The sequence below is a fragment of the Glaciihabitans sp. INWT7 genome, assembly GCF_014217685.1.
In the GTDB taxonomy this organism is placed as follows: Bacteria; Actinomycetota; Actinomycetes; order Actinomycetales; family Microbacteriaceae; genus Lacisediminihabitans.
Window position 1 is genome coordinate 509372 of sequence record NZ_CP043653.1, and the last position, 15573, is coordinate 524944.

The following is a 15573-nucleotide window of genomic DNA, read 5'->3' on the forward strand; positions in this document are numbered from 1 at the left end:
GTCCCGGCGGGGATCATGACGGTATGAGATCCATATGGAAGGGCGCGATCGCCTTCGGGCTGGTCAATGTGCCGGTGAAGGTCTACAGCGCAACCGAGGACCACGACGTTCACCTCCATCAGGTGCACGACAAGGACGGCGGGCGGATCAAGTACCAGCGCCGATGCGAGATCTGCGGAAAGATCGTGGACTTCGAACACATCGACAAGGCATTCGATGATGACGGCAAGACGGTGATCCTGACGGAGAAGGACCTGCAGGAGCTTCCGGAAGAGAAGAGCCGCGAGATCTCCGTGGTCGAGTTCGTGCCCTCCGAACAACTCGATCCGATCATGTTCGATCGCAGCTACTTCCTCGAGCCCGATGGCCCCTCGATCAAGGCATACGTGCTGCTGCGGCGAACGCTCGAGGCTACCGACCGCACGGCGATCGTGCATTTCGCCCTGCGCCAGAAGACGAGACTCGGAGCTCTTCGGGTGCGCGGCGACGTGCTCATGTTGCAATCACTGCTCTGGGACGACGAGGTGCGCGAAGCCAGTTTCCCGGCGCTCGAGAGCTCGGTGCGGGTGTCGTCGAAGGAGCTCGACATGTCCTCGGCCCTTGTCGATTCCTTCGCCACCGACTTCTCTCCGGAGAAGTTCACCGACGACTACCAGGAGCAGCTTCGGGATTTGATCGCCGCGAAGCTGGAGAAGGGCGATGCCATGAGCACCGAAGAGACCTTCGGGGAGACCGCCGAAGGTGAAGAGGGCGGTGAGGTGCTCGACCTGATGACCGCCCTCAAGCAGAGTGTGGCGAAGAATCGCAAGTCCTCCGCACGCTCGGAAGACAAGGAAGACGATCAAGACGAGCAAGGCAAGGCAGACAAGACGGTGGCTCGGAAGCCGCCGCGAAAGAAGAGCGCATAGGAGAAGGGGCGGCTCGACGTCGCGCCGCGCCGCCCCTTCTGTTTCACAGTGGATCCGATTCGGGCGATCGAAGCGGAGGCGGTGAACGCTCCGAAGCGAGCGGAGTCGGTGCCTCTTCGAAGCCTTTATCGTCGATCGCGGCCTCGGCAGAATGCGAACTCCCCGACCTGAGATGCCGCAGAAGGACATCCGTCTTCGCGGGGGGGGGGGGGGGGGGGGGAAATGCATCCTCGATGATCTGTTCGAACTCGATGTCGACCAGCTCCGGGTCCGCAAGCACGATGCGGAGAAATCGATCGTTCATCGGATCCGTGTGCGTCAGAACGATACTCGGCATGGTGTGTTCCCTGTGGTGTCCCTAGGCCGTGATCTGGCTCTCCACGCCGTTCGCTCCGGAGACGATCTGGATCTTGCGCGGCTTGGCCCTCTCGCTCACGGGCAGGATGACACTCAGCACACCGTTGTCATAGTGAGCGCTGATTTTCTCGGGATCGACGCCCTCGCCGAGGCTGAACTGGCGGAGGTACGATCCGGACGGTCGCTCGTGCGCCAACCATTTCGCACCCTCGGCTGAGCCGGCCGTGCGCTGTGCGCGGATGGCGAGGAGTTGCCCGTCGACATCCACATCGACGGAGCCCGGGTCGATTCCCGGCAGGTCCGCGCTCAGGATGTAACGGTCACCGTCTCGGTACAGATCGACGGGCATGAGCTTCGGGCCCGGTCGGCCACCGTGAAGCATTCCCGCGAGGTGATCCATATCGCTGAAAGGATCAAAAGACATTGCCATGATGAGGATTCCCCTTTCGTGAAGACGAGTCCGAGTGACCCGATAGAAATTTTTTAGCACCGAAGATCTCGGTGCTCAAGATCGCTCGGGCTCAGAATTTCCTGAGAAATCGGATGCACTCAGCCCGTGAGGTCGTCCGAGAGGGAAGCGCCAAGCAGGATCCCGTCGTGGAGGTAGGACGCGTATCCGCCCGGCACGCGGTTGGCCCGTCGCCCGGAGGTCTCGACGTCGATGTCGAGCGAGTTACACACCGCGGCGGAGATCGCGGTGAATCGCGCGACCAGGTTGACGTCTTCGTGCACCGCCTCCGGCCGGAATCCGCCCGAGCTGAGATAGCTGCTTCCGCGAAAGCCCAGATTTGCGCCGTGCACGTGACCCGCGGCGCTCCTTCGAGCGCGCAAGCGGGTCCACGCGGTGACGAGATCGTCGGACAGGTCGGTCAGCTCGGGGGAGACGGTGCCGACCACGACATCCGCTCCCGCGTCGGCGAGGCGCAACTGCTCGGCGAGCCACTGCGGGGGCACTGTGGAGTCGGCGTCGGTGTTCGCGACCCAGGTGCGCCGGGGATCCATACCCGAGCCCGTCAGCGCCGACGCAACGCCGACCGAACGCGCCACCCCCACCGACGCGGCATCGATCTCGATCACCTCGACGCCACCGAAGGATCTCACGAGCTCGGCGGTGTTGTCGCTGCAGCTGTCGAGCACGACCACGACGGAGACGCTCGGTGCCGGGGCTGGGGAATGGGCCCGAAGGTGATCGATCGCGCGCTGGACGGAGTGCAGGCACCGGGCGATCAGTGCCGATTCGTTGCGGGCCGGGATCACCACGGCGAGCGCCTCGATGGTCACGGTGCGAGCCCTTCGCGCTGGGCGACGGAGCCTGGGTCGGTGCCGTACACCTCCAGGATGAAGTCGCTCTCCTCGTGCCGGACTGTGCGGAAGAGGGCGGAGGTCGCCTGCATCACCTCGTGGACCTCGTCGCCGCGAAGTGGATAGTCCGCGACGGGATATCGCCAATGACACAGCACGATCACCCCTCCCGGGGCGAGGTGGGATGCGGCGGTGGAGAACAGCGCGACGAGGTCGCTTCGGGAAAGGTAGTAGCCCACTTCGCTCACGACGATGAGGTCGAACTGCCCCGGCGGGAAGTCGACGCTGACATCGAGCTCGGCGAAGGCGACCTGGGGGAAGTCACTGAGTCTCTCCCGCGCGAGTTCGAGCGCTCCGGACGCGATATCCACGGCGAGGAGGCTGTCGCAGCGTGGAGCGAGCTCCCGTGTGAGCATCCCGATCGAGCAACCGATCTCCAGACCGTGACGATAGCGGGGGGAGGGGAGCGAGGCGACGGTGACGGATCGCTTGCGCGTCTCGTACCATCGGCTCGCGAGACGCCAGGGGTCGGCGCGGCGGGCGTAGAGACCCTCGAAGTACGAGGCGTCGAGGGAGACTCTTCGACTGTCGATGTAGACCTCGGTGCGGTGACGGAAATGCTCCAGGAAGTCGGCCCGGAGCACTGGTGGCAGCCCGAAAGCGGGCTGGATCTGGGAATGGAATTCGGTGATCGCGTCGTTCTTGCGTCGGCGCACCTCCTCGGGAAGTTCGAGCCCGACCATCCGGTGCCAGGGGATCGTCGGGTCGCGGGGTGTGCCCCAGTGCCACATCCAGATCGGGTACTCCAGAAAGTCGAGTCCAGCGGCACCCGCGACCTCCACCGCGACCTCGCCGACGACCCGATGGTCCCGATGACCGTCGCCCCGCCAGGGCACCACCACCAGAGTTGCCGGCGGCATATCCGCCAGCTGAGCCCGAAGCAGCGATTCGAGTTCGTCGCGCCTCTCGCGGAGCCCTCCGTCGGGCAGGCCCAGTATCAGCGGTTGCGCGGCGGGATTGAGAATGTGCAGGGCGGATCTGAGTTCGCCGGCTCGTGCCTGCCGGAGGTCGACGGCGTGGTGCTCGGGCGCGCTGCTGTGGGAAGCCGATCCGTCTGTGGCGACGATCACCGTGACGGGGATACCGCGGTCCTCGGCGAGGGCGATGAGACCTCCCGCGCCGAGGGTCTCGTCGTCGGGGTGAGCGGCGACGATCACCAGGGCCGCGGCGCTGGAGAGATCGAGTGGGGCGAGCGATCGGAGGCGCGGGTCGTCGGCCCAGCTCTTCGCGGAGGTTCCCGTCTCCGCCGCATCGAAGGTCACCACGGAGCTTCCCCACCGGCGAGAATGGCGGATCCGAGTGAGGCCTGGTCGCGCTCGGCGTGATGCTGGCGGATGTAGAGCTGGAGGTCAGCCACCCGCTTGGCGTGGACCGGGTCGAGGGCGAGGGGAGCCGGTCCGAGAGCGTGCCCGGATCGCAGGATGATCTCTTCGCAGCATCGCGCGACCGTGGCGCGCACCCGCTTGGCCAGGATAGACGCGGCCTCGCGAGGCGGCACGGGTTCGGCATCCACGATCCTGGCGGCCTCGCACAACGAGAGGCGGGCGCTCTCGATCAGCTCATCCACGGCGCCCAGATGGACCAGTTGAAGCGCGCTCGCATCGGTGAGCGCCAGGGCCTCGAACAGGGAGCGGGCGATGCCGACCGCGCCCCCGAACCAGCAGGCCGCGACCCCGATGCCACCCCACGCGAAGCCGACCCGGCGCAGATACCATCCGGGTGGCCCGACCGGATCGGCCGGCACCCCCGTGAACCGCACCGGACCGCTCGGGATCTCCGTCAATCCGCGCGCATGCCAGACCCCGGCCTGCACCGTCACGCCCGCATCGCGGAGGTCGACGGCGAACAGGCGGCGAGTCCCGTCCGGACTCGACGCGGTCACGAGCGCCCGGTCGAGACGGTCGGCGAGGGAGCACCACGGCTTGGTGCCCCGCAGCATCCAACCCGACGCTGACAGGGTGGCCACGAGGGGATCCTGGCCACCCTCGGCCGCGAACACTCCCCAGGCCGCGGACGACTCGGCGGGGATCTCGACGCCGCCCGCTCTCGCCTCGCGGAGGATGGATTGCGCGTCGAGATGCGGTTCGATGGCCCGCGCTGCGCCGAGATCGGCACAGGCGAGGGTCGCCAACAGTTCCCAGGACTCTCGCGTGTCATCCATCCCGGGGGTGGACGTCGCTCGGAAGGATCGGGCGAACTCGAGGGCACCGACCACGGTCAGCGGCGCATCGAGGGGCAGGATGCGCCGGGTGCCATCCAGTTCGACCCACCGGGTGAGGGCGCGGTCGGTCACACTCACGGTTTCAGCACGACCTTGATGCAGCCGTCCTCTTTCTTCTGGAATGTCTCGTACATCTCCGGTGCGCGGTCGAGCGGCACGGTATGGGTGACGAGGTCGGCGACTCCGAGGGGATCCGCCGGATCCTCCACCAGAGGGATCAGGTCGTCGATCCAGCGCCGCACGTTGCACTGACCCATGCGCAGGGTGAGCCCCTTGTCGAACATCGACTTCATGGGCATGGGGTCGGCTTCGCCACCGTAGACGCCGCTGAGCGAGACGGTGCCGCCGCGGCGCACCAGGTCGAGGGCGGGGTGCAGGGCCGAGAGCCGATCGACTCCGACGGTGTTCATGGCGGCCCGCGCGATCGGCTTCGGGAGGATGCCGGTGGCGGCCTGTGCGAACGCCGTCAGTCCTGCCCCGTGAGCTTCCATCCCGACCGCATCGACCACGGAGTCGGGGCCGCGACCGAAGGTGCGCTCGCGCAGCTCCGCAAGCACGGTGTCGGTGAGGTCGAAGGTGGCGATGCCGTGTCGTTCCGCCATCGCGCGGCGTTCCGGAACCGGATCGATCGCCATCACGTCGTAACCGAGGTGCGTGCCGACCCGGCTGGCGAACTGGCCGACCGGGCCGAGCCCGAAGACGGCGAGGGTGCCGCCATCCGGCACATCCGCGAACTTCACCCCCTGCCAGGCGGTCGGCAGGATGTCGCTGAGGAACAGATACCGTTCGTCGGGAAGCTCGGTGCCCACCTTCACCGCGTTGTAATCGGCCAAAGGCACCCGAAGCAGTTCGGCCTGACCGCCGGGCACCTGGCCATAGAGCTTCGTGTAGCCGAACAGCGCTGCGCCGGAGCCCTGGTCCTTCACCTGGGTGGTCTCGCACTGCGACTGCAGGCCGCGTTGGCACATGAAGCACTGCCCGCAGGCGATATTGAACGTGACCACCACTCGATCGCCGACCTCGAGCGAGGTGACGGCACTTCCCACCTCCTCGACGATCCCCATCGACTCATGGCCCAGGATGTCTCCCTTGTCGAGGAAGGGGCCGAACAGTTCGTAGAGGTGAAGGTCCGATCCGCAGATCGCCGTCGAGGTGATGCGCACGATCGCATCTGTGGGCTGCTGGATTACGGGGTCGGGCACTTCCTCCACCGACACCGATCGCTTGCCCTGGTAGGTGAGTGCCTTCATGAGTAGTTCTCCCGGAGTCGACGGACTGTGACGTTCTGAAAAGTACGCGTCGATCTGCACACCAGTAGGGGGTTGACCTCGACGCCGTACCGGGGCGTACACCGCTCAGGGGCGCTGTCTATGGCTGGTGCGGGACGGGCGATGCCTTTACCGTGTGGAGGGAAGAAGGAGGTGATGGCATGACGACTCGCGCTGTGCTGTTCGATGTCGACGGCACCCTCGTTGACTCGAACTACCTGCATGTCCGGGCGTGGTCGCAAGCATTCGCGCAACTCGACCTGCCGATCGATTCGTGGCGGATCCACGCGGGAATCGGGATGGATTCGGCCCTGTTGCTGCGGACACTGCTGGCTGATCGGGAAGCGGAATGGGGCGACCGTGCCTCAGAACTCCACGGACGCTTCTATTCCGAGCTGAGTCCGGAGCTACGACCTCTCTCCGGTGCGCGTGAACTGATCGCGGAGGTGGCTCGTCGGGGGCACACCGCCGTGCTCGCGACCTCCGCGCCGGAACACGAGTTGGAGACCCTTCGCGAGGCCTTGCAGGTCGACGATTTCATCTCGGTGATGACGACGTCCGAAGACGTCGACGTTGCGAAGCCGGCGCCGGACATCGTGCAGATCGCTCTCGACCGTGCCGGAGTGAATGCGTGCGATGCGGTCTTCGTCGGCGACTCCCTCTGGGATGTCGAGGCCTCGGCGCGGGCAGGGGTCAAGTGTGTCGCCCTGCGATCGGGCGGAACGGGGGCGCTCGAGCTGTTCAACGCGGGGGCATTCTTCGTGTGGGATGACCCTGCCGAACTCCTCGCGCACTACAGCGAGACCTTCGAGTGGCGAGAGCACGAGGAGCGCGCGCGCAGCGAGCGGGCTGCGCAACGGGGCCAGAGCCCCGTTTAGGCCTCGAGCACGTAGGTCGTGAGGTCCCTCAGCGTCTGCGCCATGTGGCTGTCCATCGCCTGCCGAGACCGCTCGGGGTCATGCGAGGCGAGTGCCTCGACGATATGCCCGTGCTCGGCGATTGCGTTCACCTGGATCTGCGGCACCCGAGAGGTCTGGGTGCGGCGTGCTGCCAGAATTCGCGACAGCGGTTCGAACAGCACGGCGAGGAAGACATTTCCCGAGGCATGCAGGATCACGTCGTGAAAGGCCAGGTCGGCTTCGACGAAATTGCCGACATCCCGAGCCTCGTGAGCGGCGCGCATCGCGGCGAGATGTTCGCGCAGCGAGTCGAGCTCTTCATCGGAGATGCGCTCGGCCGCCAGTTCGGCGGCGCCGGTCTCGAGCATCCGCCTCAGCTCGATGAGTTGGATCGAGGCCGATGCATCGTTCTCGCCCGTTGACGTGGCACGCAGCACGGCCTCCATCGAGGTCCACCGGTTGAACGGGTTGACGAATGTGCCACGGCCGCGTTCGATACGGGCGACTCCCATGGCTTCGAGGGTCTTGACGGCCTCGCGCACGGTCATGCGGCTGACTTCGTGTCTCGCGACGAGGTCCTGTTCTCCCGGAAGGGTGGATCCCGGGGCGAACTCGCCGGACACGATGCGGGCGAGCAGGTCGTCGGAGATCATTGCAACCAGTGACTGACGAGCCAGCGTGTCCTCCAGAGGTCGATGTGAGAATACCTGAACGGAATTCTAGGGGGTTCATCGCACGCCGGCACGGGGAAATATAAGATGTCTGACGAGCTTCGAATCCTACTCGAAGTGTTCCGGAGTCGTCAGAACTCCCGATGCGAAAGTTGCCCACCATGTCGGAAACTCCTCCCGCCGCTTCGGCGGACACCATCGTCACCGTGCTCGGACTGGGGGCTATGGGGTTGCCGATGGCCGCCCGACTGTCATCCGAATTCACGGTCCGCGGATTCGACATCAACCAGGGACGCCGCGATCTCGCGGCGTCAGCGGGAGTCGAGCGGTTCGATTCGGCGCGGTCGGCCTGCAGCGGCAGCGGCATCGTGCTGTTGGCGGTGCGCAACGAGGAACAGCTCGTGGAGGTTCTCTTCGGCGTAGAGGGTGTCGCCGCCGCGATGGCTGCGGGTTCGGTGGTGATCCTCACGAGCACGGTCGGCACGGGTGCTATCCCCGTCACGGCGGAACGGCTCGCCGGGATGGGCATCGGGTTCGTTGATGCACCCCTCTCGGGTGGCCCGGTGCGGGCGCGGGAGGGCGACCTGCTGATCCTGGTGGGCGCCGAGCCTGCCGCGCTCGAAAGCGCGCGGCGGGTGCTCGAAGCACTGTCATCGACCCTCACGATCGTCGGCGACGCGCCCGGTGACGGCCAGGCGATGAAGACCGTGAACCAGCTCCTCTGCGGCGTGCACATCGCCGCAGCAGCCGAGGCCCTCGCGCTCGCCGACAGGCTCGGACTGGACCCGGACAAGGCTCTGCGCGCTCTCGAAGCGGGCGCGGCGGGATCGTTCATGCTCTCCAACCGCGGTCCGAGGATGCTCGAGGCCTACGACGACGGGGGCGCAGAGGTGCTGAGCCGCCTCGATATCTTCGTCAAAGACATGGGGATCGTCGGCAACGCGGTGCGCGCGGCCGGACTGCCCTCCCCGCTCGCGGCGGCGGCCGAGCAGCTGTACCTCATCGCCCAGGCACAGGGGCTCGGCACGGCGGACGATTCAGCGGTGATCCGTGTGCTCGCACCATCCCGCCTCACCGACTGAAGCGCGGCTGAACCCTACGACTGCGAGAAGTCGAAGGTGGCCGGATCGCCACTGGTGCGCAGCCCGGCTTCGAGACCGGAGATCTGCTGCATCTCGGCCGTGCTGAGTTCGAAGTCGAAGATGTCGATGTTCTCTGCGACGCGGTGCGGCGTGACGGTCTTCGGGATCACGATGAACCCTTGCTGCACATGCCAGCGCAGGATGGCCTGAGCCGGGGTCTTGCCGTGGGCTGTAGCGATGGCGCGCACCGTCGGGTCATCCACATCCTTCGCCTGGCCGAGGGGGCTGTAGGCCTCGACGGCGATACCGCGTTCGATCGAGGTCGCGGCGAGTGCCGACTGCTGGAAGCTCGGGTGGATCTCGAACTGGTTGACCGCCGGCACGACTGTGCCCTCGTCGCCCACCCGGTCGAGGTGCGGCTCGAGGAAGTTGGAGACGCCGATCGCGCGCACGGCGCCTTCCGCGTAGAGCTTCTCCAGTGCGCGCCAGGTGTCCACGTAGCGATCGTGGAGCACGTAAGGCCAGTGGATCAGGTAGAGGTCCACCACCTCGACCCCGAGAGCGCGACGGCTGGTTTCGAACGCGGCGAGACCGCTCTCGTATCCCTGGTCTGCATTGCGGAGCTTCGTCGTGATGAAGATCTCGTCGCGGGGCAGGCCGCTGCTTCGAACGGCCTCGCCGACGCCCACCTCATTGCCGTAGGCGGCCGCAGTGTCGATGTGTCGATAGCCGGCCTCGAACGCCGCGAGGGTCGCCCCTCGAACATCTTCCGGAGCGATCTGGTAGACCCCGTAGCCGAGCTGGGGGATCTCGATTCCGTTGTTCAGCACGACGGTGGGACTGGTGGTCACGGGTTCTCATTTCGTTCGAGGGACGGTGTTCGGCGATGGAGTTGACAAGTCTCGATCTGTATTGAATGATAAGTCATCTGACGTCTAGCGTCATACCTCAAAGGAGAGATCAACGTGCCTCAGAAGATCGCGGTTCTGCACACCAGCTTCGTTTTCGTCTCGGTGGAGCCCGTCATCAACGAGCTGATCGCCGAGCTCCTCCCCGGAGCCGAAGTGATGCATTTCGTGGATTCCGACGTCCTGGCCACGGTCGTGCGAGAGCAGGGGATCTCGGCAAGCAGCGAGCAGCGGATGGTGCACCTCGCCCAGGCCGCCGAAGCGGCCGGAGCCGACATCATCTTCTCCGCGTGCTCCTCCCTCGGCCCGGCACTCGACGTCGCGGCCCGCAATGTGCACACGCCGGTCGTCAAGATCGACGAGGCCATGGCGATTCTCGCGGCGAGCCGAGGCAGTCGAATCGGCGTGCTCGCGACAGTTCCCACCACGCTCGGCCCCACCTCCGACCTCATCCAGCTCAAGGCCGACGAGCTCGGCCGTGAGGTGCAGATCGAGCAGCGCCTCTGTGCCGGGGCGTTCGACGTCCTGATGTCCGGCGATCGTCCACAGCACGACTCGATGGTCATCGAGCAGGCCGTGGACCTCGCGAAAAACGTCGACACGATCGTGCTCGCGCAGGCATCGATGGGTCGACTCGCCGAGACGCTCCGGGAGAAGACCGGCCTGCCCGTGCTCTCCAGCCCGCGTATGGGAGTCGAGTACCTCGCCGAGCGAGTTGCGGAACTCGCCAAGTGACCCTGCCTGCCGAGACGGGCGCGCCGACGGAGATGTCGGCGTTGCGAACTCTTGCACCCGCTCCGCTGGTGATCGACGATGCCCGACTGAAGATCCGCGAGGCCAATCGCGCGTCGGGAACCCGGGTGATCTTCCTCGACGACGATCCCACGGGCAGCCAGTCGGTGCAGGGAGTGCCGGTGCTCACCCGCTGGACACCGGATGACCTGCGCTGGGCATTCGCGCAGCCGTCGAGTGGCTTCTTCATCCTCACCAACACGCGAGGACTGAACGACTCGGAGGCGGCCTCGACCATGCGCGAGGTCGCGGCCGTGATCGACAGTGTCGCAGTGGACCTCGACCTGCGGTACTCGCTCGTCACTCGCAGTGACTCGACCCTCCGGGGGCACTACCCCCTCGAAACCGATGTGCTGCTCGACATGGGCGGGAAGGAAGGCCGGCCTTACGACGCCCTGCTGATCGCGCCGGCCTACATCGCCGCGGGTCGGGTGACCGCTTCCGACGTGCACTACGTGCAAGAGGGTCACGCCTTCGTCCCCGTCGGCCAGACCAGCTACGCCCGTGACGCGACTTTCGGTTTTCACAGCTCGGACATCCGCGAATACGTGGAAGAGAAGACCGACGGACGCATTTCAGCGGGCGAGGTCAGGAGCCTCAGTCTCGAGGACATCCGCGTCGGCGGACCGGAACGGGTTCGGGACATCATCCTCTCCTGCTCGGGCGCCGTGCCGGTGATCATCAATGCACTCGACGACAGCGACCTCGACGTCGTCACCCTCGGCCTGCTGCTCGCCGAGCAGGCCGGATCCCGGGTGCTCTGCCGCACCGGTCCCTCTTTCGTGGCATCCCGGCTCGGAATGGCCGGACGCGAGCCGCTCTCCCACGCGGAGATCTTCGCGGTCGGGGAACGATCGGGCAACGGCCTGATCGTCGTCGGATCGCACGTGGAGCTCACATCGAGGCAGGTCGCCTGCCTCACCGAACGGCTCCCGGAGATCGAGACCGTGGAACTCGACGTGCCTCGACTGCTCGACCCGCTCCAGGCCGAAGCCGAGGTCGAGCGCTGCTCGGTCGCGCTCACGGCCGCCCTGCGCAGCACAGATGCGCTGCTGGTGTCGAGTCGTCGCCAGATCACCGGTGACAGTGGGCACTCGAGCCTCGTGATCGCCCAGACCGTGTCCCGCGCACTCGTGGACCTGACCCGTCGGGTGGAGAAGGACGTGCCGCTGAAGTGGGTGCTCGCCAAGGGCGGAATCACCTCGAGCGACATCGCCACCGAGGGCCTCGGCATCCGCCGGGCGCTCGTGGCAGGACAGCTTTTCGACGGGATCGTCTCGGTCTGGCTCAACGACGGAGAAGGCGAGCGCGGTCTGGAAGGGCTGCCCTACGTGGTCTTCGCCGGAAACGTGGGCGACGAAGGCACGCTCGCCGACGCCGTGTCGATCCTGCGGGGGAGTTCGCCTATACGCGCATAGCCCCCCGCATCCGAGAATCCATCACAGTCCGACCTTCCACACACACAGTTCCACCATCGTTTGCACTGATTACAAAGGAGTAGTAATGCGAAAAGTCCTTTTGGCTACGACCCTTCTGGCAGTTTCGACCCTCGCGCTCGCCGGATGCAGCACCGCGGCGACCACCGGGGGCACCGCGGCGAAGTCCGATTCCAAGCCCGTCTACGTCTTTCTGCCGAAGTCGCTCAACAACCCGTACTGGGTCGATGCGCGCAAGGGAATGGAAGACCAGGCGAAGAAGCTCGGTGTCACCGCGAAGTTCCTCGGCCCGGACACCGACGATGCTGCCGCACAGGTGGCAATCTTCGATTCCATCCTCGCCACCAACCCCGCGGGCATCGCGATCTCGCCCAACGACCCCGCCAGCGTCATCGACGACATCGCGAAGGCCCGCGCTGCCGGCATCCCGGTCATCGCCTGGGACGGCCCTGTGCCGAACAGCCAGGTGATGGGCTACATCGGCACCGACAACGTGGCCGCGGGAGAGCAGGCAGGAGAAGCCCTCGCCAAGAGCATCAACAAGAAGGGCAAGGTCGCCGTGGTCATCGGCAGCCTGAGCGCGGTCAATCTCAACCAGCGCCTCACCGGCGTCAAGAAGGCCCTGGCCAAGTACCCGGACATCAAGCTCGTTGCTACCGAGGTGTCGGGCGAATCCATCGCCACCGCCCAGTCGGCATCCGAGACGATCCTCCAGGCCAACCCCGATCTCGCGGGCATGGTGGGCATCGGTGGATCCGACCTCCCCGGAATCGCCGGCGCTCTCAAGTCGGGCAACAAGTGTGGTGCGGTCAAGGCCGTCGGATTCGATGTGGTGCCCCAGGGCATCGACGGCATGAAGGGCAAGTGCGTCGACGCACTCATCTCGCAGAAGCCTTTCGGCATGACCGCCCAGGCCCTGCAGATCCTCGCCGACTTCCACGCGAAGACCTCCAAGTTGAAGGACAACTTCACCGTGGACACCGGAGTCGTCACAGTCACACCGGACTCACTCGACGAGTTCCTGAAGACCGCGCACTAGCGCAGACTGGCGGGGCCGATCTCGGTCGGCCCCGCACCCCCTTTCAACAACGAAGTTTTAGGAGTGGCCATGACAGAGCCAGCGCTCATCTCGATGCGCGGTATCGTCAAGCGATATCCGGGCGTGACGGCCCTCCGCGACGTCGACCTTTCCGTGCAGCCCGGCGAAGTGATGGCCCTGGTCGGCGAGAACGGCGCCGGCAAGAGCACGCTGCTGAAGATCCTCGCCGGCGCCGCCCGCGCCGATGAAGGCACCATCGAGGTCTCCGGCGTGGTGCGCGACATCCAGGCGCCCCGCGACTCCCAGGCGTGCGGCATCGCCGTCATCTACCAGGAGCTGAACCTCGCCAACGACCTCAGTGTCGCCGAGAACATCTACGTCGGTCGCGAGATCAAAAACCGCTTCGGCCTCGTCGATTTCAGGGCGATGGAGCGCGGCGCTGCCGCCCTGCTGAACAGCCTCGGTGTCGCGATCTCGCCCCGTCAACTCGTCGGCGATCTGAACATCGCGCTGCGGCAGATGGTCGAGATCGCCAAGGCGCTTCTGGTCGATGCCCGCATCGTGGTAATGGACGAACCCACCTCATCTCTCACGGAGGAAGAGGTCGAGACGATCCTGGAGCTGGTGCGAAAGCTGCGCAGCAATGGGGTGAGCGTCATCTACGTCTCGCATCGCATGCGCGAGATCTACGAGATCGCCGACCGGATCACCGTCATGCGTGACGGCGCCGTCGTCGGAGTGTGCGAGGCCAGAGATACCACTCCGAACGACGTCGTGCAGATGATGGTCGGGCGTGAGCTCGTCGACCTCTACGGGGTCCGGTCCGCCCCGCTGGACAAATCCGCCCCTCCCGCGCTCGAGGTGAAGAGTCTGAGTTCCGGAGACCTCTTGCACGATGTGAGCTTCGCGGTGCGCCCGGGCGAGATCCTGGTGCTCGCCGGACTCATCGGGGCGGGTCGCAGCGATGCCGCCCTCGCCATCTTCGGAGCTGCGAAACGGCGTGGCGGCGAGATCCTGGTATCCCAGAAGGCCCTGGCGCTGCGCAGCCCGATCGAGGCGATGGATGCGGGGATCGGCTTCGTTCCCGAGGATCGCAAACACCAGGGGCTCTTTTTGGGACTTCCGGTTCGGGAGAACATCTCGTCGGCATCCCTTCGCGCGATCAGTCGACTGTCAATCGTGTCGCGCCGGAGCGACCGGGACCTCGCTACGCACCACTCGAGCCAACTCGGGCTCCGGCTGTCGGCCATAGACGTCGCCGCCGGCACGCTGAGTGGGGGAAACCAACAGAAGGTGGTGCTGGCCCGCTGGCTCGCACGCAAGCCGCGCATCCTGATCCTCGACGAACCGACGCGTGGCGTCGACGTCGGTGCGAAGGCAGAGATCTACCAACTGATCCGCACGATCGCAGCGGAGGGAGTCGCGGTGCTCGTGATCTCCTCTGAGCTCACTGAGGTACTCGGCATCGCCGACCGCATCGTTGTAATGCGTGAGGGGTACGGGGTAGGGGAATTGAACGCAGCGGACGCGACAGAGAAGCGCGTGATGGCGATGGCAACAGGAGTCGAAGGAGACGTTTCATGACTATCAACGAAGTGACCGCCAAGAAGGACCAGCCCGTGGCCGGCGCCGGTTCGGCAGTGCCGGAGCCGCCGCGCGCGACGCCGGGCCAGAGATTCCGCCTCGGAGTCCGCAAGATCGTCGGGGCACGCGAAGCGACCCTCGCCGGCGTAGTCGTGCTCCTCGTCGTCTACCTCTCCTTCGCGTCGCCGTACTTCCTCACGGCGGGCAACCTCACCGTCGTGGGGCGGCAGATCGCGCTCGCGCTGATCATCAGTGTGGGAAAGACCTTCGTCATCCTCATCGGCGGAATCGACCTCTCCGTGGGATCAACGGTCGCGCTGGTCAGTGTGCTCACCGGCGAGTTCATGGTCACCGTCGGCATCCCCCCGGCGCTCGCCGTCCTCCTCGCGCTGTTAGGAGGGGCTGTGGTGGGGCTGATCAACGGAGTCATCAATGCCTACGTCGGCATACCCTCGTTCGTCGTCACGCTCGGGATGCTCGCGGTTGCCCGCGGGCTGAGCCTCGGCATCACCAGCGGGTCCACGATCAGCGGTTTCCCGCCGGAGTTCCTCAACCTCGGTCAGGGTTCTGCGCTCGGCATTCCCATTCCGGTGTGGGTGGCAGTGGTGATCGCGGTCGTCGCACACCTGGTGCTGACCCGCACAACCTTCGGTCGACACATCTACTTCGTCGGCTCCAATGAGGAGGCGGCCAAGCTCTCGGGCATCCGCGTTCGCCGGGTCAAGATCGCGGTCTTCGTCATCTCGGCTTCGCTCGCCTCGGTGTCGGGAATCCTCGAGACCGCCCGTCTCAGCGTGGGACAGCCCGCGGCCGGAAACGGTTATGAGCTGCTCGCGATCGGCGCCGCGGTGATCGGTGGCGCCAGCCTCTTCGGCGGCGTCGGGGGTATCCTCGGCACCGCGCTCGGAACCTCACTTCTGCTCCTCATCCAGAACGCGCTGATCCTCCTCGGCATCTCGGCCTACTGGCAGCAGGTGTTCAGCGGAGTGATAATCGTCGCCGCTGTCGCCCTCAATATGTGGCGTCGTCAGCGCAAATAGCCCGCA

General features: G+C 65.9%; 15 protein-coding genes. 8 read left to right on the forward strand and 7 right to left on the reverse strand.

The features are described from left to right. Nucleotides 1–23 precede the first annotated feature (23 nt). On the forward strand, nucleotides 24–908 hold the full coding sequence (locus F1C58_RS02520; RefSeq protein WP_185202457.1) for a Ku protein: 885 nt from the start codon (nucleotides 24–26) through the stop codon (nucleotides 906–908). Nucleotides 909–1266: 358 nt separating this feature from the next. On the opposite strand, the gene F1C58_RS02525 is transcribed toward F1C58_RS02520, so the two are convergent. The 5 genes from F1C58_RS02525 to F1C58_RS02545 all read right to left on the reverse strand — a co-directional run bounded on the left by F1C58_RS02525 (nucleotide 1267) and on the right by F1C58_RS02545 (nucleotide 6098). After that, nucleotides 1267–1695: an Hsp20/alpha crystallin family protein gene (locus F1C58_RS02525; RefSeq protein WP_185202458.1), complete on the reverse strand. Its 429-nt coding sequence runs from the start codon at nucleotides 1693–1695 to the stop codon at nucleotides 1267–1269. Nucleotides 1696–1814: 119 nt separating this feature from the next. Further along, a complete protein-coding gene (locus F1C58_RS02530) occupies nucleotides 1815–2546 on the reverse strand; it encodes a glycosyltransferase family 2 protein (protein WP_185202459.1) in 732 nt (243 codons plus the stop codon). Further along, nucleotides 2543–3892 (reverse strand): bifunctional PIG-L family deacetylase/class I SAM-dependent methyltransferase, encoded by a 1350-nt coding sequence (locus F1C58_RS02535; protein WP_185202460.1) that lies wholly within the window; start codon nucleotides 3890–3892, stop codon nucleotides 2543–2545. Before F1C58_RS02535 ends, F1C58_RS02530 begins: the two co-directional genes overlap by 4 nt. Next, a complete protein-coding gene (locus F1C58_RS02540; RefSeq protein ID WP_219732020.1) occupies nucleotides 3886–4920 on the reverse strand; it encodes an acyl-CoA dehydrogenase in 1035 nt (344 codons plus the stop codon). Before F1C58_RS02540 ends, F1C58_RS02535 begins: the two co-directional genes overlap by 7 nt. Before the next feature lie 2 nt (nucleotides 4921–4922). After that, nucleotides 4923–6098, reverse strand: coding sequence for a zinc-dependent alcohol dehydrogenase (locus tag F1C58_RS02545; protein ID WP_185202462.1), 1176 nt, complete (start codon nucleotides 6096–6098; stop codon nucleotides 4923–4925). A 179-nt stretch (nucleotides 6099–6277) separates the two neighbouring features. On the opposite strand from F1C58_RS02545, the gene F1C58_RS02550 reads away from it, so the two are divergent. Further along, complete coding sequence (locus tag F1C58_RS02550; protein ID WP_185202463.1) at nucleotides 6278–6994, forward strand: HAD family hydrolase; 717 nt, start codon at nucleotides 6278–6280, stop codon at nucleotides 6992–6994. On the opposite strand, the gene F1C58_RS02555 is transcribed toward F1C58_RS02550, so the two are convergent. Beyond that, nucleotides 6991–7692, reverse strand: coding sequence for a FadR/GntR family transcriptional regulator (locus tag F1C58_RS02555; protein ID WP_185203951.1), 702 nt, complete (start codon nucleotides 7690–7692; stop codon nucleotides 6991–6993). The genes F1C58_RS02550 and F1C58_RS02555 overlap by 4 nt on opposite strands. Before the next feature lie 155 nt (nucleotides 7693–7847). Here F1C58_RS02555 and F1C58_RS02560 point away from each other — a divergent pair, with 155 nt between their 5' ends. Then, a complete protein-coding gene (locus F1C58_RS02560; protein WP_185202464.1) occupies nucleotides 7848–8768 on the forward strand; it encodes an NAD(P)-dependent oxidoreductase in 921 nt (306 codons plus the stop codon). 14 nt (nucleotides 8769–8782) lie between these two features. On the opposite strand, the gene F1C58_RS02565 is transcribed toward F1C58_RS02560, so the two are convergent. Then, complete coding sequence (locus F1C58_RS02565; RefSeq protein WP_185202465.1) at nucleotides 8783–9619, reverse strand: aldo/keto reductase; 837 nt, start codon at nucleotides 9617–9619, stop codon at nucleotides 8783–8785. 114 nt (nucleotides 9620–9733) lie between these two features. Here F1C58_RS02565 and F1C58_RS02570 point away from each other — a divergent pair, with 114 nt between their 5' ends. The 5 genes from F1C58_RS02570 to F1C58_RS02590 all read left to right on the forward strand — a co-directional run bounded on the left by F1C58_RS02570 (nucleotide 9734) and on the right by F1C58_RS02590 (nucleotide 15567). After that, nucleotides 9734–10411 (forward strand): aspartate/glutamate racemase family protein, encoded by a 678-nt coding sequence (locus tag F1C58_RS02570; protein ID WP_185202466.1) that lies wholly within the window; start codon nucleotides 9734–9736, stop codon nucleotides 10409–10411. Further along, entirely contained in the window at nucleotides 10408–11886 is a 1479-nt protein-coding gene (locus F1C58_RS02575) for a four-carbon acid sugar kinase family protein (protein WP_185202467.1), read from the forward strand. The genes F1C58_RS02570 and F1C58_RS02575 overlap by 4 nt, the downstream gene beginning before the upstream one ends. Nucleotides 11887–11971: 85 nt before the next feature. Next, complete coding sequence (locus F1C58_RS02580; RefSeq protein WP_185202468.1) at nucleotides 11972–12943, forward strand: sugar-binding protein; 972 nt, start codon at nucleotides 11972–11974, stop codon at nucleotides 12941–12943. 69 nt (nucleotides 12944–13012) lie between these two features. Beyond that, nucleotides 13013–14527 (forward strand): sugar ABC transporter ATP-binding protein, encoded by a 1515-nt coding sequence (locus F1C58_RS02585; RefSeq protein WP_185202469.1) that lies wholly within the window; start codon nucleotides 13013–13015, stop codon nucleotides 14525–14527. After that, nucleotides 14524–15567 carry an ABC transporter permease gene (locus F1C58_RS02590; protein WP_185202470.1) on the forward strand — a complete coding sequence of 348 codons (1044 nt, stop codon included), beginning with the start codon at nucleotides 14524–14526 and terminating at the stop codon, nucleotides 15565–15567. Before F1C58_RS02585 ends, F1C58_RS02590 begins: the two co-directional genes overlap by 4 nt. Nucleotides 15568–15573 lie beyond the last annotated feature (6 nt).

Excerpts from the sequence above, each read along its gene's own strand:
- F1C58_RS02520 (WP_185202457.1), top strand. The coding sequence starts at position 24 with ATGAGATCCATATGGAAGGGCGCGATCGCCTTCGGGCTGGTCAATGTG.
- F1C58_RS02525 (WP_185202458.1), bottom strand. The coding sequence starts at position 1,695 with ATGGCAATGTCTTTTGATCCTTTCAGCGATATGGATCACCTCGCGGGA.
- F1C58_RS02545 (WP_185202462.1), bottom strand. The coding sequence starts at position 6,098 with ATGAAGGCACTCACCTACCAGGGCAAGCGATCGGTGTCGGTGGAGGAA.
- F1C58_RS02550 (WP_185202463.1), top strand. The coding sequence starts at position 6,278 with ATGACGACTCGCGCTGTGCTGTTCGATGTCGACGGCACCCTCGTTGAC.
- F1C58_RS02560 (WP_185202464.1), top strand. The coding sequence starts at position 7,848 with ATGTCGGAAACTCCTCCCGCCGCTTCGGCGGACACCATCGTCACCGTG.
- F1C58_RS02580 (WP_185202468.1), top strand. The coding sequence starts at position 11,972 with ATGCGAAAAGTCCTTTTGGCTACGACCCTTCTGGCAGTTTCGACCCTC.
- F1C58_RS02585 (WP_185202469.1), top strand. The coding sequence starts at position 13,013 with ATGACAGAGCCAGCGCTCATCTCGATGCGCGGTATCGTCAAGCGATAT.
- F1C58_RS02590 (WP_185202470.1), top strand. The coding sequence starts at position 14,524 with ATGACTATCAACGAAGTGACCGCCAAGAAGGACCAGCCCGTGGCCGGC.